A 24,778-nucleotide genomic window follows, 5' to 3' on the forward strand; every position below is an offset into this window, starting at 1 on the left:
CATGAGCGCAAAATACAACCATTGGCGAAAGTCACGCTACAGCGATCCAAATGGGGACTGTGTGGAGGTTGCCAAAGCTGCGGACGGCGGCATAGGCGTCCGTGACTCCAAGGCTCAGCCTCCGGCCGAGATGCTTGAACTCAGCCGCACCGAGTGGGCAGGGCTCATCACCCGTCTACGCAACATCTGAGACTTCGATCTTGGGCTGGGCCGTGTGATGACGCCAGGCTCAGCCCAAGAGCGTCGTGTCGAGTTCAGAACAAAGCGTCCGGTGGGGCGAACAAGCCGTCGAAGGAAGATTCTTCGGCACCCGCTTCCCGACTCTCCATTGATGTGTCGACTGCCGTCCCCTGCGGCTTGCCTTCAGCCGCACTTACCTGCTTCCGGCTTCTCTTCTTATCGTGAAGTCCTTGCCTGGCTTCCTGCTGATACCGGTAGTGGTTCAGCGCAAGCAACTTGTCGAGCACGATGTCACGTGCCTGCGGTGAGATCGTGAACCGAACGCCCTGCCGCGTTTGATGAAAGCCGTGATCCAGTTCGATCGCTCGCCACGACGGTAGTTCTTCCGAGGCCACTCGCGCCTCGAATTCACAGATTGCGGGCTCCCTTTCTTCGTCCAGCGCGTAAGCCTCTCGGACGGCTTCGTCTACCTTGATGTGGGCTTGTCGCAACCGGGCTATTCTTGGACTATGGACGGCTGCATCGTGGAGCTTATTATAGAGTGCAGTTAGGCCGATCCTATCTTGGTGCATTACCTCTCGGCGTGCCGACTCCAACTCGCAACCCACTTCCTCCATGTGTATAGTGCTTGAAGGCATGGCGAAACTCTCATATACGTCAGATGGCGAGTAGTTGAGATCAGCCTTCATAGTTGAAGAGCTCGCCCAAGCCCAATGGTAATGATAGGCGCTCGACAGTAGAGCCAAGGAAGCCCGATCCTCTACAGCAAATACACCTAGTTTGTGCGACAAGACATGCCCAGTTGAAACAAAAGTAGGCATGACCAGGCGGCTCACTAGGGCGATCACAAGAACGCGCTGTAGATCGGATATCTTGTCATACAATTCAACTGTAGGTCTTGTAAACCGCCACCATATTTCGCGTCGACGTCTGTCGCTATTCTTTGCCCTAAACGGCTTGACTTTGCGCTCAACAATTTCAAAGCAGTCAGGGTAGGTTCGAGCCTTTTCTTCATCCCAGTCGTGGAAGTTGATGACCCAGCGCGGCGCCGACAGGTCCCAGCGAGAGTTCAGGTCCTCCCCGCCCATGTACGGGAAAAGCACGTCTCGGTTGCGTGGGTCTTTGTCGATAAGCGCCTGAGCCTCCTCCGGCTCCAGGATGAAGCCCTTTCCGAGCACGTAGGAGCCGATGAACGACTGGCCTGCGTTTGCGGCGAGGCGGTATGGGTCGCCTACGACTCGGGATTTGGGATCGAGGCTTGACGTGATTCCGGCTACCTGGCGGCCGTCCAGGATCGGCCTCTCGTCGGCCTTCGGGTGGCCCGTCCAGACCAGGGAGACCTCAAGGGACGCGGTGCCGGGCCAGGGCTGGGACTTTTCGGCGCGGTAGATGTCCCAGCCCTTGTCGCGGGCCTGGGCCAGGCCGACTTCGCGGGTGTCGCCTTGGGCGAGGGTGTTGGTGGCGATGATGCCGACCCGGCCGTTGTTGGTGATGGCTAGGTCGCGCAGGTAGAAGTACGCGCACAGGTCGGCGCTGCCGCGTCGGCCGCCGCCGATGTGGTGGACGAAATACTCCCGCATGTCGACGCCCATGGCGCCGGTGAGGCGCTGGCCGCCGATGAAGGGCGGGTTGCCGACGACGGCGGTGAAGCCGCCGCGGCGCATGACCTCGGGGAATTCGAGGGGCCAGTGGAACGGCTTCACCGGGGCCTTCCTCGTGCCCTTGAGCCAGTTTTCCAGCGTGTCGCGCAGTTGCTTCTCAAGGACTGACGGCGTGGACTCGCGAGCGAACTCCTTGGTCCCCTCCGGGCGTTCGGCTCCGAGGACGGCCTGTACGTCGTCGGCGAGACCGAGTAGCCGGTCGTCGAGTTCGTCCTCCGGGCGTCCGGCGGTCGAGAGGGCGGCGGCGACGACGGTGTCGGCGGCCAGGCGGAGCGACTCGGTGAGCCGTTCGGCTTCTGCGAGTTTGCGTTGCTTCTCCGTGATGCGCTCGATGTCGTCGGCGGGGAACGCCTCGATCTCCTCGCGGAGTTCCTGGGCGCGGGTGAGCATCGGTTCCAGGTCGTCGATGATGGTCTCGAAACGCGCGTTGATGCTCCGGCCGCGCTGCGGATCGAGGTGGAAAGTCCAGACCTGCGCCTCGTCGATGAGGCCGACGAGGGAGTCGCCGTGCCGGAGGGCGTGGTCGAGGAAGCTGAACGGCTTGTTCTTGGCGAGGGTCTCGATCCACAGGGACAGTTTGGCCAGTTCGACGGCCATATCGTCGCGGTCGACGCCGTAAACGCAGCTCGCGGCGGTGCGGCGCTTGGCGAACAGCAGGAGGTCCTCGCGGTCGTGGTCGGGGCCGAGCAGGTCCAGGACGTCGGCGGGCACGCCGTCACGTTCCCAGGCGTCCACGACCCGTTCGGCGATGTACCGGCACGCCGACACCAGGAACGCGCCCGAGCCCATCGCCGGGTCGCAGATCTTGAGTTCGAGGAGTTCAGCGGCGGGCTTGGGCTGCCATTCGTCCTCCGGGGCGCCCTCGGCGGGGCCGGGGCGGTGGCACAGCGGCGCGAGGGTGTGTTGGACGATCTCCTGTGCGAGGGACTTCGGGGTGTAGTGGGTGCCGGTGGCGCGGCGGTCGCCGACCTGCGTGAACAGGACCGATTTGGGCGGGTACACGGTCGGGTCGCCGCGCAGGTCCGGACGCAGGAGCCCGAGGAACGGTCTGATGCGTCCGGCGAGTTCCTCGTCGTTGTCGCAGGCGGCGTGCAGCGCGGCGGCCTGCACGGTGTCCGGGGTCTTGGCGAGCGCCTTCTCCAGTTGCTTCGGGGTGGCGCCGCACTTGTCCTTGAGCCAGGCGAGGAACGACGTCGCGCCTTTGGCGTGTTCCTCTTCCAGGAGGTGGAGCGGCAGCTCGGGTTCGTCGCGTCCGATCAGACCGACGTACGGTTCGTCGACCTTCAGGCAGGAGAACTCCAGCAGGCCCTCATAGACGTGGCCGATCTGTTCGACGTCCAGGCCCTTGTAGGAGAGGCGTTCGGCGGCGGCCTTGCCGCGCTTGTGGCGCAGGATGAGCAGGGCGTCCAGAACCTGGTGGACGACGCGGTCGGTGACGGGCGCGGACGCGAGCCACTCGAACCCCGCCGGGTCGAACAGCGATCCGCCGTAGGCGGGAACGCGCAGGTCGGGGTGTTCGCTGCCGCCGTGGACGGCGCGGAACAGGGCCAGCAGCCGGTACCAGGCGGCGGAGCGCCGGTCCCCGACCTCCTCGCCCTGCTGGTCGCGTTCCCTCGCCAGCCTGTCGTACAGCGCCGCCACCCCGTAGGAGAGCTGGTACAACTCGTCGGTCGGCAGGAGCTCCTGCTCCTCGGCGTACAGCAGGAACACCAGGCGCATCAGCACGATGAGCGCGGCCCGGTAGATGTCGCGTTCGGCGACGTCCGCGAGCAGCGCGCCGCCGGACTCGCGGTCCAGCCGGGCCAGTTCGCCGACCAGCAGTTCGACGGCCTGCCTGACCTGGCGGCCGAGGGTGTCGGTGACCTGTGTCTGCGCCTGCGCGCTGCGGGCGAACAGGGAGGCCAGCCCGTCGGACGGGGTCCCGTCGGGACGTTCGGCGGGGGCGAGCGCGCGGCGCGCGCCGAGCAGCGTTGTGAACGCCCGAAGGAGCGTCGGTTCTTCCAGCCAGAGGTCGGCGTCGAAGACGGCGGTGGACGTCGCCTCGCCGGGCCTGGCGTGCACCAGGATCCAGAACCGGCCGTTGGTGACCAGGGCCAGCGGCACGCCGGTCTCACGGCACAGCGTGGCGGCCTGCTCGACGGGGGACGGACGGTCTCCGCGTCCCCGCGTGAGGTGCTCGTCCCACGGGTGTTTGTAGATGAACAGCCGCATGGCCCGGCCGTTCGGGCTCGGCCCGTACGCGACCAGGTCGGGGCGGGCGCGGCGGTAGAGCGTCTCGATCGTCGAGCCCTGCACCAGGGCGTTGAACGGGATGCCGAGAAGGGTTCGCAGGATGCGGTCGTACCAGCTCGGCAGTAGCAGGTCGGGGCCGTCCTGCACCTGGGCCCATGCCTGCCGGATCTCGTCGCGGGTCTCGGTCGGGACTGTCTCCAGCCCCTGCGGGAGAGCCTCGACGATCACCGGGAGGGCGAGGAAGGGGCCGTCCGGACGCAGCAGCGTGAGCCATTCGGCGTGCTGTTCGGCGACCGTCTGGGAGGGCAGGCGGGTGCGGGGCGGCATCAGCGCGCACCTCCCGGCCGGTGCGCGACCGCGGCCGGCACCAGGAACGTCACGGCGGCGGGGAACCAGCGGCCCTGCGGGTCGGCATAGCGGCGGAGCAGCGCCGCCGCCTCCGTCTCCCGCTGCTCGGGAATGGTGCGCAGCCGTTCGGCCAGGGCCTCCCGGTCGCGGCGCAACTGGGTGCGCTGCTCGTCGGTGTCGAAGAGGCTGCCCTGCTCCCAGCGTCCGACATCGTCGAGCGCCGCCGCGATGGACCGTTCGAGTTCGGTCAGCACCGCCTTGATCGCCTCCACCTCCTCATCGGCGCGGCGGGCGAGGAGCTTGTCGAGGCTGCGGGTCCGCTGCCCGGCCCGGGTCCGCAACGCCCTGCCGAGCGGCTCCGACAGGTCCGTCCACAGCCCGGCGAGCCGGTTCCGGACGTCCTCGGGGGCGGTTTCCTCGCTCGCGGCGGAGAGCCAGTGCTCCACCTCGTCCTCGCGGGCGCGGATGAACTGCCCGCCCTCGATCAGCCCGCCCGCCACATAGAGCTCCTCGTGCAGCCGGGTGCCCTCGGCGCCGGTGACGACCACCCGGCCATGGGCGACGGCGGCGGGCCTGCGCAGCACGTCGCCGGGGACGATCCGGGCCGTGACCCGGGACAGCCGGGCGCTCTGGCCGGTCGCGCCCGCCCACAGCTCCGCGCGCAGCAACCGCAAGCACATCTGGACCAGGTTGTGTCCCAGGTGCAGGAGCACAACGTCGGTGCGTCCCGCCACGGCGTCCTGGTCGAAGGTGACGGGACGCTCCGCGCCCGTGACCGGGTGGTGCAGGCCCGCGTTGCGCGCCTTCGCCCACGCGCCCGGCAGCTCCGGCAGCCGGAAGCAGCGCGCTGGAAAGTCGTCCGGGGCGGGGGCGTCGACCAAGTCCTTGCGGTGGGCGAGCCGCAGGCCCGTGCGCACCACCCGCTCGACCATCTCCGGGAACAGGTTCAGCTCGGTTCGGCTGCTCGCGAGCGCACCGGTCAGCCGTTCCAGGTCGCGGGCGAGGTCGCGTTCGACCTTCAGACGGGCGTTGGTGGACCGGCGGGCCATCTCGACGTCCGCGCTCTCCCAGTCGGTACGGCCGCCCAGCATCTTCTGTTGCACCCGGGCCGCGATGACCTCGCCGGCGCTGCCGAGGTCCTCGCGGATCTGCTCGACCTTGCGCGCCGCTGTCTGGAGGAACAGCATCTCGTCCTCCAGCGTCCCGGCGTCGAAGTCGGCGCCGTCCCAGCCGCGCGGGACGAAGTGCAGCACCCGCACCTCGGCGGCGCGCTGGCCGTGCCGGTCGACGCGGCCGTTGCGCTGCTCCAGCCGGTTGGGGTTCCACGGGATCTCCCAGTGCAGCAGGCGGTGACAGTGGTTCTGGAGGTTGATGCCCTCGCTGGCGGCGTCCGTGGCGAGAAGGATCCGGACATCCCCGCCCGGCAGGTCCGGGGACTCCTGGAAGACGTTCTTGATGTGCTCGCGCTGGTCGGGGTCCTGCCCTCCGTACAGCAGGGCGATCCGGTCGGCTGGGTGGCCCGCGGCGATCAGCCGTTCGTGCAGCCAGCGCTGGGTATCGCGGTACTCGGTGAATATGATGACCCGCTCGTTCGTCCACGCGCCGCGCGGGCCGTCCGGGCAGACGATCGGCTCCAGCCAGGCGCGCAGCGCGGCGAACTTGGCGTCGGGCCGGTCCTGTGCCTCGCGCGCCCACGTGTGCAGTTCCCGCAGAAAGCCGCGCTCCTCGGCGGTGAGCGGTGGGGAGATCCGCCGGACGGCGGTGAGCGCGTCCGCCTCGACGGTGCCGTACGCGGTGTCGTCCTCGGCGGTCTCCTCCAGGCGTTCGGCCAGCGGGCGCAGCACCCTCGCCCCGGCCCGCGCGGCGGCCTGGCCGAAGTCGTCGTCTTCGGTGTCCCGGGCGTTCATCGTCCGCAGGTGCGTCTCGACGGTCTCCGCGAATGCCTTCGGGGAGGAGAACAGCCGCTTCTTCAGCAGCATGGTCACGAAGTCGGCCGCGTGGGCGCCGCCCCTGCCGCCCGCCCCGGCGCGGGCGCGGCGGCTGTCGACGTAGCGGGTGAGCAGCGCGTGGGCGTGCCGTTCGGCGTCGGAGTAGCCGACCTCCAGGTAGCCGAGTCGGCGGGCGGGGAACGCGGGGGTGCCGTCCCAGCTCGGCGGAAGGTCGCGCTTGAGGCGGCGCACCATGACCCGTTTCAGCTGCTCTTCGGTCGGTTTGACGCCGCGGGCGAACCGCTGGTCGTCCAGCAGTTCCAGCAGCGCCGTGAACGACTCCAGGTAGCCGTTGTGGGGGGTCGCCGAGAGGAACAGCCGGTGTTCGCAGTGCGGGGCGAGCTGCCGGATGGCCTGGGTGCGGAGCGAGTCCACCGCGTACTTGCCGCGACCCGACGGCGCGCAGGTGTGCACCTCGTCGACCACCAGCATGTCGAAGGTGCGGGGATGGCGGGGGACGGCGGGCAGTACGTCCCGGAGCAGTTGAAGCGGCCGTTCCCGCTTGAGCCAGTCGATACTGACAATGAGCCGCGGGTAGTGCGTCCACGGGTTGGCGTACAGGCCGCGCTCTCGGCGTAGCCGCCGCAACAGAGCGGTGTCGACGATGTGGAAGTCCAGGCCGAACTTGTCGCGCATCTCGTCATGCCACTGCACGGTGAGGCCCGCCGGGCATACGATGATCATCGTGCGGGCACGGTGGCGGAGCATCAACTCCTGCATCACCAGCCCGGCCTCGACCGTCTTGCCGAGACCGACGTCGTCGGCGATCAGCAGGTTGGTACGCGGCATCGACAGAGCGCGCACCACCGGGTCGAGCTGGTAGTCCTCGATCTGGATGCCGGAGCGGAACGGTGCCTGGAGGGCCGTCTTGTCGGCCGACGCGATCGCCCCCCAGCGGACGGCGTCGAGGAACGCGTCGAGCTCCGCCGGGTCGTCGAAGCCTCCGGCGGGATCGGGGAGCAGCGCCTGATCGTGCACGACCGCGCCGTACTCCAGCTCCCAGACGACGCGCAGTTCCTCGTCGCGGGCGTCGTCCTCGATACTGATCAGCGTTACCAGGTGCTGCGGTTCGCTCGTCAGGTCGTAGGGGTCACTGCTGGCGACCGTCCCGCGGGCGACGTCGGCCACCACCCACTGACGTTTGCGGACGCTCACCAACTGGCCCTGTGCCGGAGCCCCGCTCTCCGTCGCCACCATCGTCTCGCTCCCCATGCCCGCAAGTATCGCCGGGCACCGGACCCCATCGTCCATGCAACGTCCCGGCGATCACCACAGTGTTAGCACCAGGACAGCGGACGAGTCAGCACATATCGCTGAAAGTACTACTTCTCAGGTGACCTATCCCGGTCGGTGCCGGTTCGCGACGGGAGTTCGGTGTGGTTGAGGTCGTCCTGCGTTAGGTGCGGTGCTCGACGGGGTCAGTTGCGGTAAGTCTCCAGGAGGCGGAGCCAGATCTCGCTGATGGTGGGATAGGACGGGACGGCGTGCCACAACCGGGAAATGGGAACTTCGGCGACGACCGCGATGGTGGCGGAGTGGAGCAACTCGGCGACGCCCGACCCGACGAAGGTGACGCCGAGAAGCGTTTCGGTGTCCAGGTCGACGACCGCGCGGGCGTGCCCCTGATAGTCGTCGGCGTGCAGCGAGGCCCCCGCGACATTACCGAGGTCATAGTCGACGCCCCTGACCCGGCGTCCCTTCTGGGTCGCTTCTTCAAGGGTGAGCCCGACGGCGGAGACCTCGGGGTCGGTGAAGACGACCTGCGGCACGGCCCGTTCGTCAGCGGTCGCGACGCTGCGTCCCCACTCGGCGGTGTCGAGCGGCCGCCCGGCGGCACGGTCCGCGATCGCGGCGCCGAAGATCCGCCCCTGGTACTTGCCCTGGTGGGTCAGCAGCGCACGGCCATTGACGTCGCCAGCGGCGTACAACCATTCCCCGGTGACGCCGGTGGCGAGCCCCGTCGCGTCGACGTCGACCGGACGGCCGGGGGAGAGCCCGACGGTTTCCAGCCCGAGATCGGTGGTGGCGGGAACGCGGCCGGTGGCGAACAGAACCTCATCGGCGGTCACGGTGTCGCCGCCGTCCAGGGCAAGGGTGACCAGGCCGTCGCGGCGGACCTCCGTCGCGGACGCGCCGAAGCGCACGTCCACCCCGGCCGCGCGCAGGCTGTCGGCCACGGCCTCTCCGGCGAACGGCTCCATCCGGGGCAGCAGCCGTGAACCGCGCACCAGCAGCACGACTTCGCTTCCCAGCGCCCGCCAGGCGGTCGCCATCTCGCAGGCCACCACGCCGCCGCCAATGACGGCGAGCCGTGGCGGCACCTGTCCGGACGAGGTCGCCTCGCGGCTGGTCCACGGGCGGACGTCGGCCAACCCGGGCAGATCCGGCAACGCGGCACGGGTGCCCGTGCACACCGCGACGGCGTGCCGGGCGGTCAGCAGCCGCTGCCCGCCGTCCGGGGTGTCCACGATGACGCGTTTGGGCCCGTCCAGCCGTCCATGCCCGCGTACAAGCTGGAGCCCGGCGCCCTCCAGCCAGTTCACCTGGCCGTCGTCCTTCCAGTGCGAGGCGAACTCGTCCCGGCGCTTGAGGACCGCCGCCGCGTCCAACGCTCCGCTCACGGCCTCACGCGCACCGGCGACCCGACGCGCGTCAGCCAGCGCAGCGGCCGGACGCAGCAACGCCTTGCTGGGCATGCACGCCCAGTACGAACACTCCCCGCCGACCAACTCGCTCTCCACGATCGCCACACTCAACCCACCGGCGTGCGACCGCTCCGCCAGGTTCTCGCCCGTCGGCCCGGCTCCCAGCACCACGACATCGAACTCGTCCACAACCCCCGCCTCCCAGTCAGCGCCGTCTCACTCCACATCTATCGTCCCGGACGCCACAAACCCAACACCCCACCCACCCGTCCCCCGGCGAACTGGCGCCCGAGGTGCCAAGTGGCAGCGGACGCCGGGCGCGACGCGCTGCTCAGGGTCGTTGGCGTAGGCGGTACCACTGGGGGAGGTTCTGTTCATTGGCCAGCCCAGGCCCTTGGTGTCCGCGGGGTGGACGTCGAGGAGTTCCCAGTCTGGGAACGCGGCCTCGATCTCTGCTTGGGATACCCCGCCGATCCGGGCGCGTAGTCGGGTGGGGCCGAATGCGAGCATCAGCAGTGTGGAGTTGGGATTGGCTAGTGCGGTGATGCCGTACGCCTCGGCTCGTTGTTGTTCGGTGTCGAAACCCTGGAAACAGCCGACGTCGAGAACCGGGACCGTCGTGCCGGTGGACGGCGGAATGTCGATGTGAGCGGTCGCGCTGGGTTCTAGACCTCGGTTTTGTCCTCCTGCTCTTGCAGTGAGGGGACGTTTTCCGCTTTGGCGATCGCGTGGTTGGACAGTGCGGGCATCGAAATGAAGGCCGTCACTATCAGCAGGATGCCGCCGAGGGCGAACGGCGTTCCGATGTTGTACTCACGCATGAGATAACCGCCGAGTAGGCCGCCGAACGGCATGCCCGCCAGGGAGACCATTCGGCTGGTGGAAAGGACCCGGCCCAGCATTTCCGGTTCGACAAGGCGCTGCCGCAGCGTTCCGGTGACGACGATGATGATGCAGCGGCAGAAGCCGAGTGAGCCGATCAGGGCCCCGGCCATCCAGGGGTCCGACACGAAGGCGAGGGCGCCGATGCAGATTCCTTCGATGATCATCCCGGCGACCCTGATGGTGCTCACGGAGATCAGGGAGTTGATCTTCTTCACCACGGCCCCGCCGATCAGGCCGCCGACCGCCTCGGTGCTCAGCAGCAAACCGTAGCCGACGTCGCCGAGGCCGAGCTTGCGCTGGGCGAGCAGGACGACGAGCCAGATCGTGGCGCTGTAGACCAGGTTGTTCACGGCCGCCGTCAGGGCCAGGGCCCGCAGCACGCGGTGTCCCCACAGCCAGCGGAGCCCCTCGGCGATCTCGGTGCGGAGGCGTCGCCGTGTCGTTTCCCCGCTGGAGAAGTCGCCCGGCACGGCACGGATGACCAGGGCGCTGAACAGAAAGGAGACCGAGTCGAAGACGAAGGGCAGCCCACGGGTGACGGAGAACATTGTGCTGCCCAGGGGAGGGCCGATGAGCCGCTCACCGTTGTTCAGCGCCAGCGTCATCCGACCGTTGGCCCGAATAAGGGCGTCCGGATCGCGGGAGACGACCGCGGGGATGAGAGCTTGGGCGGACACGTCGAAGAACGTCTGCCCGACGCCGAGCAGAAAGCCCGCCACGATCAGCAGATAGATGTTGACCACGCCCGCGAAAACGCCGATGGCCAGCAGTCCGACGACGAGGAAGCGGGCCAGGTCCACGCGCCACATGACTTTGCGGCGGTCCCACCGGTCCACGAGCGCACCGGCCTGAAGGCCGAACAGGAACCATGGCACCACGGTGGTCGCGCCGACGGCGCCGATCAGCATCGGATCGTGGGTCAGCTTCGCGGCCAGCAGGGGAACGGAGGCTAAGAAAGCGCCGTCTCCCAGGGCGGAGGTGGCGGCTGCGAGCCACAGCCGCGTAAAGCTGGGACCAAGGCTTTTGGTGTTTTCCATCAGACTCCCGTGGCGAGGTCGTTCAGGCGCCGGGCAACGATTCTGGCAATGGCGGCGAGGGGGCGAGGCTGGGTCATTGTGCCATGGGAGCAGTCGATTTCATGAACCTCCACGTCCCCGGTGACGTGAGGTTTCCAGAGGTCGGATGCGGGGGGTCCGAGGCGGTCGGCCGTCGCGCTGAACAGGAGCATCGTGCCGTCGAAGGTTCCTGACGTGTGCTCGCCTCGGAGGTTGGACAGGTCGACGAACACCTTGGCCAAAGCGTCCAGGCCGGTCTCGCCGAGCCCGGCCAGCGGGCTGTCGGGTGAGGTGGGGTCGTAGCCGATAGATTCGCCGATCAGGGACCACAGTTGTGGATCGTCGTAGGTGAGTTGAGCCCGGTGACGGTCGTGCGTCGAGGGATAGCCGTCGAGTACCGCGAGGAAGCCGACCTCCTCTCCCTCCTGCTGGAGCCGCGCGGCCATGGCGTGCGCCGTGGTGCCGCCGAAGGACCATCCGAGCAGTGCGTACGGCCCGTGGGGCTGGACGCTCCGGATCTGCGCGACGTAGTCGGCGACAAGGTCGTCGAACCGTGGCGAGGTGGCGCCGGGGTCCCGGAATCCGCGTGCTTGCAGACCGAAGACGGGTTGGTCGCGGTCCAGGTGCGCCAGCAGGCCGCTGTAGCACCAGCTGAGCCCGACGGCGGGGTGAACGCAGAACAGCGGGCGGCGGCTGCCGTCGGCGCGCAGCGCGAGAAGGACATCGAGCGCGTTCGTCTCCGTGCCGTGGTCGATGCGCTCGGCCAGCAGTGCGACGGTCGGCGCCTCGAAAATGGCGCGCACCGGCAGGTCCGCGCCCAGGGCGGCTCGGATACGGCTGATCAGACGGGTGGCCAGGAGCGAATGGCCGCCCAGCTCGAAGAAGTTGTCGTCGATTCCGATTTCCGGGGCTTCCAGGACGTCGGCGAACAGGTCGCGCAAGGTCGCTTCCGCCGGGCCGCGTGGGGGGCGCATGTCCTCCTGCCGCGCGGTGCCGGGAGCCGGTAGCGCCTTGACATCGACCTTGTTGTTGGGGGTGAGGGGAAGCCCGTCCAGGCGCACGAACGCGGCCGGGATCATGTACTCGGGCAGGATCGCGCGTGCGCGCCGTTCCAGTGCGGGCAGGTCGATCCCCTCGTCGGCGACGACGTAGGCGGCGAGGCGCTTGCCGTCCGGCCCGTCCTCCCGCGCGACGACGGCGACCTCGCGCACGTCCGGGTCGGCGCCGAGCACGGCCTCGATCTCGGGCGGCTCGATCCGGAAGCCGCGGATCTTGACCTGCGCGTCCGCGCGTCCGACGAAGTCCAGCAGCCCGCCCGGCGTCCACCTGACCAGGTCGCCGGTGCGGTACATGCGTGATCCGGGCGGGCCGAACGGGTTCGCCACGAAGCGTTCGGCGGTGAGGTCGGGACGGTTCAGATAGCCGCGGGCCACACCCGTCCCCGCCAGGTAGAGCTCGCCGGTCACCCTGGTGGGGGCCGGGGTCAGCGCGTCGTCGAGGACATAGGCCACCATTCCGTCCAGCGGTCGGCCGATGGGGACCGGCGCGGGAACGTCGGCTGAGCTGGTCCAGAGGACCGAGGTCGCGAAGAGGGTCGTCTCGGTCGGCCCGTAGGTGTTGCGCACGACCGTGCCCGGCGAGTGGTCGAGGACGCGACGGACCGCGACGGGCGACGCCACATCCCCGCCGGACAGGACCAGCGGCACCCCGGTGAAGCTGTCGGGACGTTCCTCGGCGATCACCCGGAACAGTCCCGCGGTGACGTCGACCGCCGTGATCCGCTCCGCCTTCATCACCCGCGCCATCCGCTCCACCGTCAGGTCGGATTCCGGGGCGATGACGACCGTCCCGCCGCGAAGCAGCGGACACCAGAACGAATAGGTGGACGGATCGAACTCGTAGGGCAGGACCAGCAGAACCCGTTCGTACGCCTCGCGGCTGGTGAAGATGCTGTCGGCGAGCAATTCGAAAACGTCCTGGTGGGTGACGGCGACGCCCTTCGGCTTACCGGTCGAACCCGAGGTGTACATCACGTAGGCCAGCTGCTCGCGATGCCCACGCACGCCGGGATCCGTCGCGGGGAACGCCGCGTTCGCGTCTTCCTCGTCGGCTCGAATCACGATCTGCGCTTCGGGGAGGTCGTGGTCGCTCATCGCCTGGTCGGTGAGCAGGATCGGCGCCTGGCTCTCGTCCAGAATCCAGCGCATCCGTTCGGGCGGATAGGCGTGGTGCAGCGGCAGGTAGCACGCGCCGGACTTGAGGATCGCGGTGAGACCGACCATGAGGTCGACCGTCCGGTCCATGAACACCGCCACCGGGCGTTCCGGACCGGCTCCCGCCGCGATGAGCCGGTGCGCCAGGCGGTTGGACCGTTCGTCCAGCTCCCGGTAGGTGAGTGCGCGGCCCGCGCATCGCACCGCCTCGGCGTCGGGCGTGCGCGCCGCCTGACGTCGGAACGCCTCCTGCAACGAAGGTTCGTGGAAGGTGCCGACGTCCGAGGGGCGGCCGGTGCCCTGAGCGGTCAGTTGTCCGCGTTCCCGGTCGCCCAGGATGTCGATGGCGCTGAGGTGTCTGGACGGATCCGCCGCCACCGATCGCAGGACGCGCACGAGACGGTCGAACATGGCCTGGACGGTCGGGCCGTCGAACAGGTCCACCGCGAAGGCGACCAGCACCCGGATCGGTCCCGGCCGCCCGTCGTCGGCCACGGCGGCCTGGAAGTTCATCGACAGGTCGAACCTGGCCACGTCCAGGCTCGTCACGAGCCTGGTCACCGTGGCGTCGGGCAGCGTCAGCTCCGTCCCCTCGTCGCGGCCGACCTGGAGCATGATCTGGAACAGCGGGTGGCGGCCGGGGGAGCGCGGCGGGTTGAGCGCCTCCACGACCCGTTCGAACGGCACGTCCTGATGCCCGTAGGCGGCGAGGCCCGCGTCCCTGACCCGGGCGAGGAGGTCGCGGAAGGACGGGTCGCCCGAGGTGTCGGTGCGCAGCACGATCGTGTTGACGAAGCAGCCGAGCAGGTCGTCGAGCGCCTCGTCGGTGCGTCCGGCCACCGGCGTGCCGATCGGGATGTCGGTGCCCGCGCCGAGCCGGGTCAGTACCGTGGCCAGCGCCGCGTGCACGACCATCGACAGGGTCGTGCCGGTGGTCCGGGCGAGTTCGCCGAGCGCCGCGTGCAGGTCGGCGCCGAGTTCGGTGTCGAACACCTCGCCGCGCTGGGAGGCGATCGCCGGTCGCGGACGGTCGGTGGGAAAGCCGAGTTCGTCCGGCAGCCCCTTCAGCGCGTTCCGCCAGAAGGCCAGCTGGACGCCGAGCGGGGAGCCGGGGTCGTCCTGGTCGCCGAGAACCTCGCGCTGCCACAGCGCGTAGTCCGCGTACTGGACGGGCAGCGGCTCCCATCGCGGCGCCTGCCCGGCGGACCTGGCCCGGTACGCCGCGCCCAGATCGTCCCCGAACGGCCGCATCGACACCGCGTCCCCGGCGATGTGGTGGAGCAGCGTCATGAGCACGTGATCGGTCGGCCCGAGGGAGATCAGGCTCACCCGGAAGGGCGGTTCGGCCCCCAGATCGAAGGCGTGGGCGCCGACGCGCCGCAGCACGTCCGGGAGTTCTGGCTCCGTGCAGCTCAACCGGCGCAGGGGCATGGTGCCGGACGGCCGCACCACCTGCTCGGGACGGCCGTCGACCTCCCGGTAGACGGTCCGGAGGATCTCGTGCCGGTCGACCAGGTCGTTGATCGCGTGCGCCAGCGCGTCCGCGTCGATCGCACCGGTGATCCGGTAGGTCACCGGCAAGTTGTACGTCGCGCTCGGGCCTTCGAGCTGGTTGAGGAACCACAGCCGCTGCTGGGCGTAGGAGAGTGGCACGCGCTGCGGCCGTGGTCTGGCCTCCAGCCTCGTTCGCGTCCGGCTCGCCTCGTCGTCCAGCCGCATGGCCAGCTCGCGGGCCGTCGGCGCCTCGAACACCGTGCCGATCGGCAGTTCCGGGCCGAGCGTCGAACGCACCCGGTTCGCCAGGCGGGTGACGAGGAGGGAATGGCCGCCCAGGTCGAAGAAGCCGTCGTCGATTCCGACGTCCCGCGCGCCGAGGATCTCCGCGAACAGCCCGCACAGCACCTGCTCGGTGGCCGTTCGCGGCGCCGTGACCGACGACCCCGCGTAGGACGGAGCGGGCAACGCCCTGTGGTCGAGCTTGCCGTTGGAGGTCAGCGGGAGCGAGTCCAGGACGACGAAGGCCGACGGCACCACGGCGGACGGCAGGGAGGCCGCCGCGTGCCGCCGGAGCGCGTCGGTCGACGGCGGGTTCTCGGCGGACGCGGGGACCACGTAGGCGACCAGGCGCTTGTCCCCCGGGCGGTCCTCGCGGACCAGGGCGGCGGCCCGGGCGACGCCGGGGTGATCCATGATCAGCGAGTTGATCTCGCCGAGTTCGAGCCGGATGCCGCGGATCTTCACCTGGTCGTCGGCGCGTCCGAGGAACTCCAGCGTCCCGTCCGGCCGCCAGCGGACGAGGTCGCCGCTGCGGTACATCCGGGTGCCCGGCGTCCCGAACGGATCGGCCACGAAACGCTGCGCGGTGAGGTCGGGGCGGTTCAGATAGCCGTGGGCCAGGCAGTCCCCGGCGAGATACAGCTCGCCGGTCACTCCGATCGGCACGGGACGCAGCCGATCGTCCAGGACGTAGGTCCTGGTGTTCCAGATCGGGCCGCCCAGCGGAGCGGTCACCGGCCACGTCGTGACGTCGGCGGGCAGCGTCGCGCCGGTCACGACGTGCGTCTCGGACGGGCCGTAGTGGTTGTGCAGGAGCAGCTCCGGCCGGGCCGCGTGGAACTCGCGGACGTCGGCGGTCAGCTGGAGCGCCTCCCCGGCCTGGAGCACGTGGCGCAGCGCGTCCAGCCGCAGGCCCTGCTCGCGCGCGGCCTCATAGACGGCCGCGATCACCAGGTCCGGGGCGAAGAACTCCGTGATCCGCTCGCGGTCCAGCCACGCGGCTAGCCGGGGCGGATCGAGGCGCGTCTCCTCGTCCGGGACGCACAGGGCCTTCCCGTTCAGTAGGGCGGTGAGGAACTCGTGCTCGGAGGCGTCGAACCCGACCGCGCTGAACTGGGAGACACGGGACCCGGCCTCACCCGGGAAGATCGACGCGTTCCAGGCCAGCAGATTGTGCAGCACCCGGACGGGAAGCACCACGCCCTTGGGACGGCCCGTGGAGCCGGACGTGTAGACGATGTACCCGGGAGCCTCGGCGGACAGCGGGACCGGCCGATCGGTGTCACACGGATTGTGCGCGGGCATCTCGTTCGCCAGCCGCCTCCGGACCTCGGCGTCGTCGATCGTGATGACGTTTCCCGGCAGCGGAACGTCGATCGCCTCGCTGGTGAGGGCGATGGCGGGACGAGCGTCCCCGAGAATGTAATGGACGCGATCCCGCGGATATTCGGGGTCGATGGGCAGATAGGCGGCCCCCGCCTTGAGGATCGCCAGGAAGGCGACGATCAGCCGCGTGTCGCGCGGCAGGACGACGGCCACATGACAACCCGGCCCGACACCGTGGGCGAGCAGCAGGTGCGCCAGGCGGTTCGCCCGCTCGTTCAGTTCCGCGTAGGAGAGCGTTCCGTCGGGCGCGGAGACCGCCAGGGCCGTCGGCGTCCGGGCGACCTGGGCCTCGATCAGTTCGGGGAGGTGGCCGCCCGGCAACTCGGCCCGCGTGGCGTTCCAGCCGGTCAACAGTCGGGCGCGTTCACCGTCGAGGAACATCCCCACCTCTGACAGCGGCGCGTCCGGCGCGGCCACCGCGCCCGCCAGCAGCGTCAGCAGGCGCTCGGACAGTAACGTCGCGGTGGCGGGCTCGAAGAGATCGGTGGCGAACTCCAGCCGTCCGGTGATGCCGGACGCGGCGCCGTCCACGCCGTACCGCTCGGTGAAGCTGAAGAGCAGGTCGAACTTCGCGGTGTCGGTGCCCAGTTCCTCGGTCTCGGCCGTGACGCCGGGCAGCGAGAACTGGTAGCCGTTGGGACGCTCCAGCACCAGCATCACCTGGAACAGTGGTTGGCGGGCCGGTGAGCGGTTCGGGTTCACCGCCTCCACGACCTGTTCGAACGGCACGTCCTGGTTCTCGTAGGCCGCCAGATCCGTGTCCCGCACACGTCCCAGCAACGCACGGAAAGCGGGATCGCCGGAGGCGTCGGTGCGGAGCACCAGGGTGTTGACGAAGAAACCGATCAGGTTGTCCAGCGCCTTGTCGGTGCGTCCGGCGATGGTGCTCCCGATGGGGATGTCGGTGCCCGCTCCCAGCTTCGTCAGCAGCCCCGCCAATGCCGCCTGCAACACCATGAAAACGGTCGCGCCGCTGGAACGGGCGAGCGCCACGACCGCTTCGTGCAGCTCCGGTTCGACCGTCACCGGCACCGAGTCGCCCCCATGCCCGGCCACCGCCGGACGCGGGTGGTCGACCGGAAGTTCCAGCTCCTCCGGGGCGCCCGCCAGCGTGGCCTGCCAGAAGCCCAACTGCTGGGCGGCGACGCTGCCGGGGTCGTGCGCGTCGCCGAGCATCGCCCGCTGCCAGAGTGTGTAGTCCGCGTACTGCACCGGCAACGGGGACCAGTCAGGCGACCGTCCGGCCAACCGTGCCTCGTACGCTTCGCGCAGGTCGCGGGTCAGCGGTTCCATCGACCATCCGTCGCTGCCGATGTGGTTCATGGTGAGCAGCAGCACGTGCTCGTCGGGCGCGGTGGCGAACAATCGTGGCCGCATGGGCGGGTCCGTGGCCGGGTCGAACGGCGTGCGTCCGGCGTCCCGCAACGCGGCGTCCACGTCCTCGGGCCGCTCCACCGGCAGAGCTGGACGGACCCGGTCAACGGGCAGAACCACCTGATGCGGCTCGCCGTCACGCTCGGGAAACACGGTGCGCAGGCCCTCGTGCCGAGCGAAGAGGTCGCCCAGGGCCGCCTCCAAGGCAGCCCGGTCGAGCTGGCCTCGCAACCGCACCGCGATAGGCAGGTTGTAGGCCGCGGACCCGCCTTCCAACCGGCTGAGGAACCACAAGCGATACTGCGCGGGGGACAGGGGCACCACCTCGGGACGAGGCATGGGACGCACGGCCGGACGCGCCGCCGGGGCCTCGTCGATCAGCTCGGCGAGCCCCGCCACCGTGGGGCTGCCGAACACCGCCCGGACCGCCAGGTCCACGTCGAACTCGGCACGGATACGGCTCACCAGACGGGTCGCGTGCAGCGAGTGGCCGCCGAGGTCGAAGAAGTCGTCGTCGACGCCCACGTCCGGCACGCCGAGGATCTCCCCGAGCAGGACGCACAGCCGCTCCTCCCGAGCGGTGCTCGCCCGCTGCCCCGCCTGGCGAACCGTGGTCGGCGCGGGCAGGGCCCGGTAGTCGACCTTGTGGTTGGCCGTCAGCGGCAGGCGGTCGATGACCACGATGGCGGACGGCACCATGTAGGCGGGCAGTCGCTGCGCGAGGCCGTCCCGCAGCGCGTCGACCTCGATGGCGGTGTCCTCGATGGCGGTGCCCTCGATGGCGGTGCCCGCGATGGCGGTGTCCTCGTCCGGGACGGCGTAGGCGACCAGCCGCTTGTCGCCCGGCACGTCCTCCCGCACCGCGACCGCCGCCTGCCGGACGCCGGGCAGGGCGGCGAGCGCCGCCTCGACCTCGCCCGGTTCGATGCGATAACCCCGGATCTTGACCTGGTTGTCGACGCGGCCGACGAACTCCAGCAGCCCGTCGGGCTTCCGGCGGGCGATGTCGCCGCTGCGGTACATGCGCGAGCCCGGCGGGCCGAACGGGTCGGCGACGAAGCGTTCCGCCGACAGGTCCGGCCGGTCGAAGTACCCGCGCGCCAGCCCGGCACCGGCCAGGTACAGCTCGCCCGCCTGACCGGCGGGAACCTCGGCCAGGTCGTCGCCGAGGACGTGGGCCCGCATGCCGTCCAGCGGCCTGCCGATCGGCACCCGGTCGGGCACGGACGCGGCCCGCGTCCACGGGGACTGGGTCGCGAACAGGGTGGTCTCGGTGGGCCCGTAGGCGCAGCGGATCGTGATGTCGGGGCAGCATTCCAGCACCCGGCGCACCGCGGTGGCGGAGGTGACGTCGCCACCCGTGATGATCTCGCGGACGCCGTCGAAGCATTCCGGATGCTCCTCCGCGACCACCCGGAACAGCCCGGCCGTGATGTCCACGCCGGTGATCCGCTCGGCGCCGAAGAGATCGGCGAGCCGGTCCACCGACAGCTCGTCCTCGGCCGCGATGACCACCGTGCCGCCGTGCAACAGCGGATACCAGAACGAGTAGGTGGACGGGTCGAAGGCGTAGGACGCCACCAAGAGCACCCGGTCGTGCGCACCGGGAACGGTGAACATCGAGTCGTTGACCAGGTCCACGATGTTCTGGTGGGAGATCGCCACGCCCTTGGGAGCCCCGGTGGAGCCCGAGGTGTACATCACGTAGGCGAGCTGGTCGAGATGTGCCGGGACGTCCGGGTCGGTGTCGGGGAAGTCGGCGACGTCGTCCGGACGGTCGAGCAGCACGGTCGTCGGCGTCCGCGGCAGCCACCGGTCGCGCGTGACGGTGTCGGCGAGCAGCACCGGCGCGCGGCTCTCGTCGGCGATCCACTGCATCCGGTCCTGCGGGAACGCGGTGGTCAGCGGCAGGTAGAAGGAGCCCGCCTTGAGGGTCGCCAGCAGGCCGACGGCCAGCTCGACCGTCCGGTCCACGAGCACCAGCACCGGACGTTCGGGCCCGGCGCCCGCGGCGATCAGCCGGTGCGCCAGCCGGTTCGCCCGCTCGTTCAGCTCACGGTAGGTGAGGCCGCGTCCCACGCACCGGACCGCCTCGGCCTCGGGGGAACGCTTCGCCTGTTCCTCGAAGGACTCGTGCACCGAACCCACGATCATCGTCGGGTCGCTCCTCAGGGGTCTCCGCAACAACGGTCAACGCGCGGCGCCGCGACGCCGCAACGGGTCCTGTGGCCGGTGTCAGCCGTCAGGACCCGCTGGTCGAGCTACAGGTGGTCGCCTTCGACGCGAACGAGGGGCGTGCTGTCCCTGCTCACGAGGAACTCCGGCCGGGCGGGGTTCGCCGGTGCGTTGCTGACCCGGTTGTAGGTGATCAGCAGCATGCGGCGCCGGTGCTCGGACAGGTTGTTGGACGAGGAGTGGACCAGGGCGGGGTGGAACGCGACCGCCGTCCCCGCCACGCCGATGAACCGCTGCGTGCCATGGGTGCCCGCCAGCGACGCGGCGAAATCGTCCGGAACGGTGTACTCCAGCGCCGCGGACACGTGTTGCCGCCAGTCGTGGGTGGGCTCCCGCTTGTCGCCCTCGGGGTCGATCAGCCCGAGGTGGTGGGTGCCGGGGATCACCTGGAGTGGACCGTTCTCCTCCGTGACGTCGTCCAGGAAGATGGCGATGTTCACGGCCTCGGGGGACGCCATGCCGTCCTCCTTGTGCCAGAACGCCCAGTCCTGGTGCCACGGCCAGGCGGAGCCCTCCCTGGCCTGCTTCATGTTGACCTTGAACTGGTAGACGTAGACCGGGCCGCCGAGTAACCGCTCGGCGAAGTCGAGCAGGGCGGGCAGCCGGACGAGCCGGTGGCAGACCGCGTCGTAGTCGTGGCAGCCGTGAACCGCGCGCACCGCCGTCGAGTTCTCCTCGAACACGACCTCCGGACGGTTCTGCGCGCTGATGACCTCGATGCTCTCCCGCATCTTCGTGATCTCTGCCGTGCCGAACGTGAAGGGCATGGGAAACCAGCCCTCCCGCCCATAGCGGACCTTCACGTCATGAAACGGCGGTGTGGCAACGGGCATGATGAAGTCTCCCCATCGATCTCGTCGAACGCGTCTCGTGCGCCTATTCCGTGTCCGTGCGGACGTCCGTGTAGGCGTCCATGTGGGCGACCAGGCCGCGCGGCCGCATATCCGTCCAGCCGGCGTTGATGATTTCCAGGCAGGCCGCGCGGTCGGCCGGGCCGCCGGTGACCGTCCACCCGTCCGGAGTTTCCGCGAACTGCGGCCACAGCGAATACTGTCCCTCCGCGTTGCGGAGGACGAGGTAGACTCCGTCCGGGTCATCGAATGGATTGGGCACTGATCAGCTCCTTCGCCGGATACGGCGTTATCGGACACCCATGGTCAGTCCGTGTTCGTAGGGCATATCGCGGACGGTCTCGACCGCCGTGAAGCCGACCTGACGCAGCCATTCCTCGTAATCCGTGGCCGGGTACGCCATTCCCTGGCCGCTGGCGAGAACGTTGAAGTACAGGCCGAGCCGGGCGGAGTAGACCCCGCTGGTCTCGTCGTCGGACACGTTGTATCCGTAGATGAACACCCGGCCGCCGGGGGGAAGCGCGTCGTACGCCTTCTTGAGCAGCGCCAGGATCTGCTCGGCCGCGAATATCTCCAGTACATGGCTGAAGAGAACGGCGTCCGAACCCACCGGAAAGTCGTCGGTGAAGATGTTGCCCGGACGGAGGTCGACCCGGTCGGAGAACGTCGCGATCTTGTCGTCGGCCAGCTTGGACACGCTGGGAATGTCGAAGATCGTCGCCGTCAGTTCGGGGTGCCGGGCGACGAGCCTGAGCGAGGTCGTGCCGTCGCCGCCGCCCACGTCGAGCAGGCGCCGGACGCCGCCGAACTCCGGGCGTTCGGCCAGCGCGTCCAGCGACCGGAGGGTGAACGCGCTCATCGCGCGGTGGAACACCGCCTCCAACTCGGGATCGCGGGAAAGGCGCTGGTAGAGCGTCGGTTCATCGCCCGGATAGGTGGCCAGCGCGGTGTTGGTGCCGGTGCGCAGGGCGGTCGTCATGTGCACGAAAGCCGGGTAGTAGACCTCCTTCCAGCCCAGCAGGATGTGGCTCCAGCTGTCCTCGGCGTCGGTGCTGAGAAGGTCGTCGGCGACGGGTGCGTTGGAGTACCGCCCATCGGTCCGGGTCAGCAGACCGGCCGCGCACACGGCCTGGAGCAGCACGCGCAGTTGGTGCGCGGGAATCCGCGTGTGCTCCCTGACCTCCTCGAATAAGGACCGCGGGTGTTGGTGAAGGAACTCAAAAACCCCCAGTTCAGTCGCCGTCGCCGCCGCGTTGAAGAGCGCCGGGGCGTTCATGAGGAAGTGGAACTGCTGGTAGCTCTGATCACTGTCCGGCCGGCTGGGCATCTTCCCTCGGACTCTCTTTCTGTGCAGGTCAAAAGGCTCGGCGCGAACACCGACACCGTGGGTAAGCGGGGGGAGGCTTTACACACGAACAATTTCGTTTTGCCTGCTTGATAAGTCAAGCACAGCTGAACGTGGCCTGGATCACATCGCATTTCTCGACATCGCCGCTTGCGTCGGTGCGATGGCCATGCCTAGAGTCGAGCCGATTCGACAATCACTTGACATGACGTTTATACAAACGTTGAGGCCGCTCGGCCCAAGGTCGGATCCACCCGATGACATTTGATTTTAACGGGGCGTATTCATTGCTTCACGTACGGTGATGGCCGCGACATGCCCAGGGGTTTGCCGATGCGACTGAATAGTTTCGACGAATGGTCACCACTACGCGAAGTGGTCGTTGGTTCCGCGGAGAACTACCTCACGCATGAGCGGGAGCTGTCCTTTGACCTCTTCTTCCACGAGAACCTCGCCCGGGACAACCCGGCACGCTCGGAGTGGTACTACCCGCGGCTGTCCGTCGGCGGTGCCGGCACGCGGGGTGTCAAGACTCCGATCAAGGAGAAGTACGTCGCCGAGCTGAACGAGGACTTGGCGGGCATGGCCGAGGTTTTCCGCTCGCTCTCGGTCACCGTGCACCGGCCGCTGCCGCTGGACGCCGCCACCACGGAGGTCCGCACGCCCGCCTGGACGGCGTCCGTCGTCCCGCCCCTCAACATCCGCGACAACACGCTCATCGTCGGCGACGAGATCATCGAGACGCCGCCGATGATCCGGTCCCGCTACTTCGAGACCCAGTTCCTCAAGCCGATCTTCGGCGAGTACTTCCGGCGGGGCGCCCGCTGGACGGTCATGCCCCGGCCCCTGATGACCGACGCGTCCTTCGACCTGTCGTACGCGCGCACCAGCATGGCCGGTGGGCCTACGGAGCCGATCGACGACCCGCGTCCCTCACAGTGCGACGTCGGCCACGAGATGATGTTCGACGCCGCGCAGTGCCTGCGGCTCGGCCGCGACATCGTGGCGAACATCTCGACCGCCAACCACGCGCTGGCCTGCGACTGGCTGGAACGTCACCTCGAAGGCCGGTTCCGCGTGCATCGCGTGCACCGCCTCAGCGACAGCCACATCGACAGCATGGTCCTGGCCCTGCGGCCCGGCACCCTGCTCGTCCGCTCCAAGGACGTGGCCGACCTGCTGCCCGAACCGCTACGCGGCTGGGACCTGATCGTCCCGCCGGACCCGACCGGCGACGACTTCCCCCGCTACGACGACGACGATCTCATCCTGACCAGCCCGTTCATAGATCTCAACGTCCTGTCGGTCGATCCCGGGACGGTCCTGGTGAACGAGGCGTGTCCCGACCTCATGCGGACGCTGGAGCAGCACGGCTTCACCGTCGTCCCGGTCCGTCACCGGCACCGGCGCCTGTTCGGCGGCGGCTTCCACTGCTTCACCCTCGACACCGTCCGCGACGGTGGTCCCGAGGACTACCTCAGCTGACATCGCACCCGTTGGAGGCCGATCGGATGGTGTCGAACAACAACCCGAGCCCGCGAATGACCGGGGTGGGAACCGCCGTCCCGCCCACGACCTACACGCAGCAGGAGATTCTGGACGAGTTCGACATCACCGATCCGCGCGTGCGGTCGGTCTTCCTGAACAGCGCCATCGACCGGCGCGGCCTCAGCCTGCCGCCGGTCGACGCCAACGGCGAGCGACGCATGGAGACCCAGGGTGAACTCCTGCGCAAGCACACCGCGAACGGACTCGCCATGGGACGGGAGGCCGTCGAGGCATGCCTCCGGGACGCGAACGCCACCCTCGCCGACGTCCGGTACTTATGCTGCGTCACCTCGACCGGCTTTCTCACCCCGGGCTTTTCCGCGCTGCTCATCAAGGAGCTGGGAATCGACCGGCACTGCTCGCGGCTCGACGTCGTCGGCATGGGCTGCAACGCCGGGCTCAACGGCCTGACCGCGGTCGCCGGATGGGCCGCCGCCCACCCCGGCGAACTGGCGATCATGGTGTGCGTCGAGGCCTGCTCGGCGGCGTACGTCTTCGATGGAACGATGCGATCGTCCGTGGTCAACAGCCTCTTCGGGGACGGCGCCGCCGCCATCGCGGTCCTGGCGGCCGACGCCGCGCCGTCCGCGGGCCCGGCCCTGCTCCGTTTCAGCAGTCGCATCATTCCGGAGGCGGTCGGAGCGATGCGCTACGACTGGGACGACGACCACGGGAAGTTCAGCTTCTATCTCGACCCCGAGGTCCCCTACGTGGTGGGGGCGAACGCCGAGATCTCTCTTGACCGGCTGCTGCGGGGGACGGGCGTCCAGCGCTCCGACATTTCCCACTGGATCGTGCACTCCGGGGGGAAGAAGGTCATCGACTCGGTCCGCGTCAACCTTGGCCTGACGCGCCACGACCTGCGGCACACGACCCGCGTCCTCCGCGACCACGGAAACGTGTCCAGCGGGTCTTTCCTTTTCTCGTACGAGCGGCTGCGCGCCGAAGCGTGCACGCAACCCGATGATCTCGGCGTGTTCATGACCATGGGTCCGGGATCGACGATCGAGATGGCCCTCGTGGGCTGGTGACGGAAGGAAGCCGGTGACGGAAGGA

At 69.0% G+C, this 24,778-nt stretch carries 11 protein-coding genes; 3 read left to right on the top strand and 8 right to left on the bottom strand.

Annotation, left to right across the window (positions count from 1 at the left end):
- Window position 1 precedes the first annotated feature (1 nt).
- Window positions 2–190 (top strand): DUF397 domain-containing protein, encoded by a 189-nt coding sequence (locus tag ABD808_RS31185; protein WP_344904375.1) that lies wholly within the window; start codon window positions 2–4, stop codon window positions 188–190.
- A 64-nt stretch (window positions 191–254) separates the two neighbouring features.
- On the opposite strand, the gene ABD808_RS31190 is transcribed toward ABD808_RS31185, so the two are convergent.
- The 8 genes from ABD808_RS31190 to ABD808_RS31225 form a co-directional block, all read right to left on the bottom strand.
- A complete protein-coding gene (locus ABD808_RS31190; protein ID WP_344904378.1) occupies window positions 255–4,400 on the bottom strand; it encodes an Eco57I restriction-modification methylase domain-containing protein in 4,146 nt (1,381 codons plus the stop codon).
- Window positions 4,400–7,621, bottom strand: coding sequence for a DISARM system SNF2-like helicase DrmD (gene drmD, locus ABD808_RS31195; protein ID WP_344904381.1), 3,222 nt, complete (start codon window positions 7,619–7,621; stop codon window positions 4,400–4,402). Before drmD ends, ABD808_RS31190 begins: the two co-directional genes overlap by 1 nt.
- A gap of 206 nt (window positions 7,622–7,827) precedes the next feature.
- Window positions 7,828–9,243: a dihydrolipoyl dehydrogenase family protein gene (locus ABD808_RS31200; protein WP_344904384.1), complete on the bottom strand. Its 1,416-nt coding sequence runs from the start codon at window positions 9,241–9,243 to the stop codon at window positions 7,828–7,830.
- A 476-nt stretch (window positions 9,244–9,719) separates the two neighbouring features.
- Complete coding sequence (locus tag ABD808_RS31205) at window positions 9,720–10,976, bottom strand: MFS transporter (protein ID WP_344904388.1); 1,257 nt, start codon at window positions 10,974–10,976, stop codon at window positions 9,720–9,722.
- Window positions 10,976–19,897, bottom strand: coding sequence for a non-ribosomal peptide synthetase (locus ABD808_RS31210; protein ID WP_344904391.1), 8,922 nt, complete (start codon window positions 19,895–19,897; stop codon window positions 10,976–10,978). The genes ABD808_RS31205 and ABD808_RS31210 overlap by 1 nt, the downstream gene beginning before the upstream one ends.
- Before the next feature lie 107 nt (window positions 19,898–20,004).
- Window positions 20,005–20,811 carry a phytanoyl-CoA dioxygenase family protein gene (locus tag ABD808_RS31215; protein ID WP_344904394.1) on the bottom strand — a complete coding sequence of 269 codons (807 nt, stop codon included), beginning with the start codon at window positions 20,809–20,811 and terminating at the stop codon, window positions 20,005–20,007.
- 43 nt (window positions 20,812–20,854) lie between these two features.
- Window positions 20,855–21,091, bottom strand: a complete 237-nt coding sequence (locus ABD808_RS31220) for an MbtH family protein (RefSeq protein ID WP_344904397.1) — start codon at window positions 21,089–21,091, stop codon at window positions 20,855–20,857.
- Window positions 21,092–21,118: 27 nt separating this feature from the next.
- Window positions 21,119–22,156, bottom strand: coding sequence for a methyltransferase (locus ABD808_RS31225; RefSeq protein ID WP_344904400.1), 1,038 nt, complete (start codon window positions 22,154–22,156; stop codon window positions 21,119–21,121).
- Window positions 22,157–22,507: 351 nt separating this feature from the next.
- On the opposite strand from ABD808_RS31225, the gene ABD808_RS31230 reads away from it, so the two are divergent.
- Window positions 22,508–23,659: a glycine amidinotransferase gene (locus tag ABD808_RS31230; protein WP_344904402.1), complete on the top strand. Its 1,152-nt coding sequence runs from the start codon at window positions 22,508–22,510 to the stop codon at window positions 23,657–23,659.
- A 26-nt stretch (window positions 23,660–23,685) separates the two neighbouring features.
- Window positions 23,686–24,753: a 3,5-dihydroxyphenylacetyl-CoA synthase DpgA gene (dpgA, locus tag ABD808_RS31235; RefSeq protein ID WP_344904405.1), complete on the top strand. Its 1,068-nt coding sequence runs from the start codon at window positions 23,686–23,688 to the stop codon at window positions 24,751–24,753.
- Window positions 24,754–24,778 lie beyond the last annotated feature (25 nt).

The sequence above is a fragment of the Actinomadura meridiana genome, from assembly GCF_039537545.1.
GTDB classification, from domain to species: domain Bacteria; phylum Actinomycetota; class Actinomycetes; order Streptosporangiales; family Streptosporangiaceae; genus Spirillospora; species Spirillospora meridiana.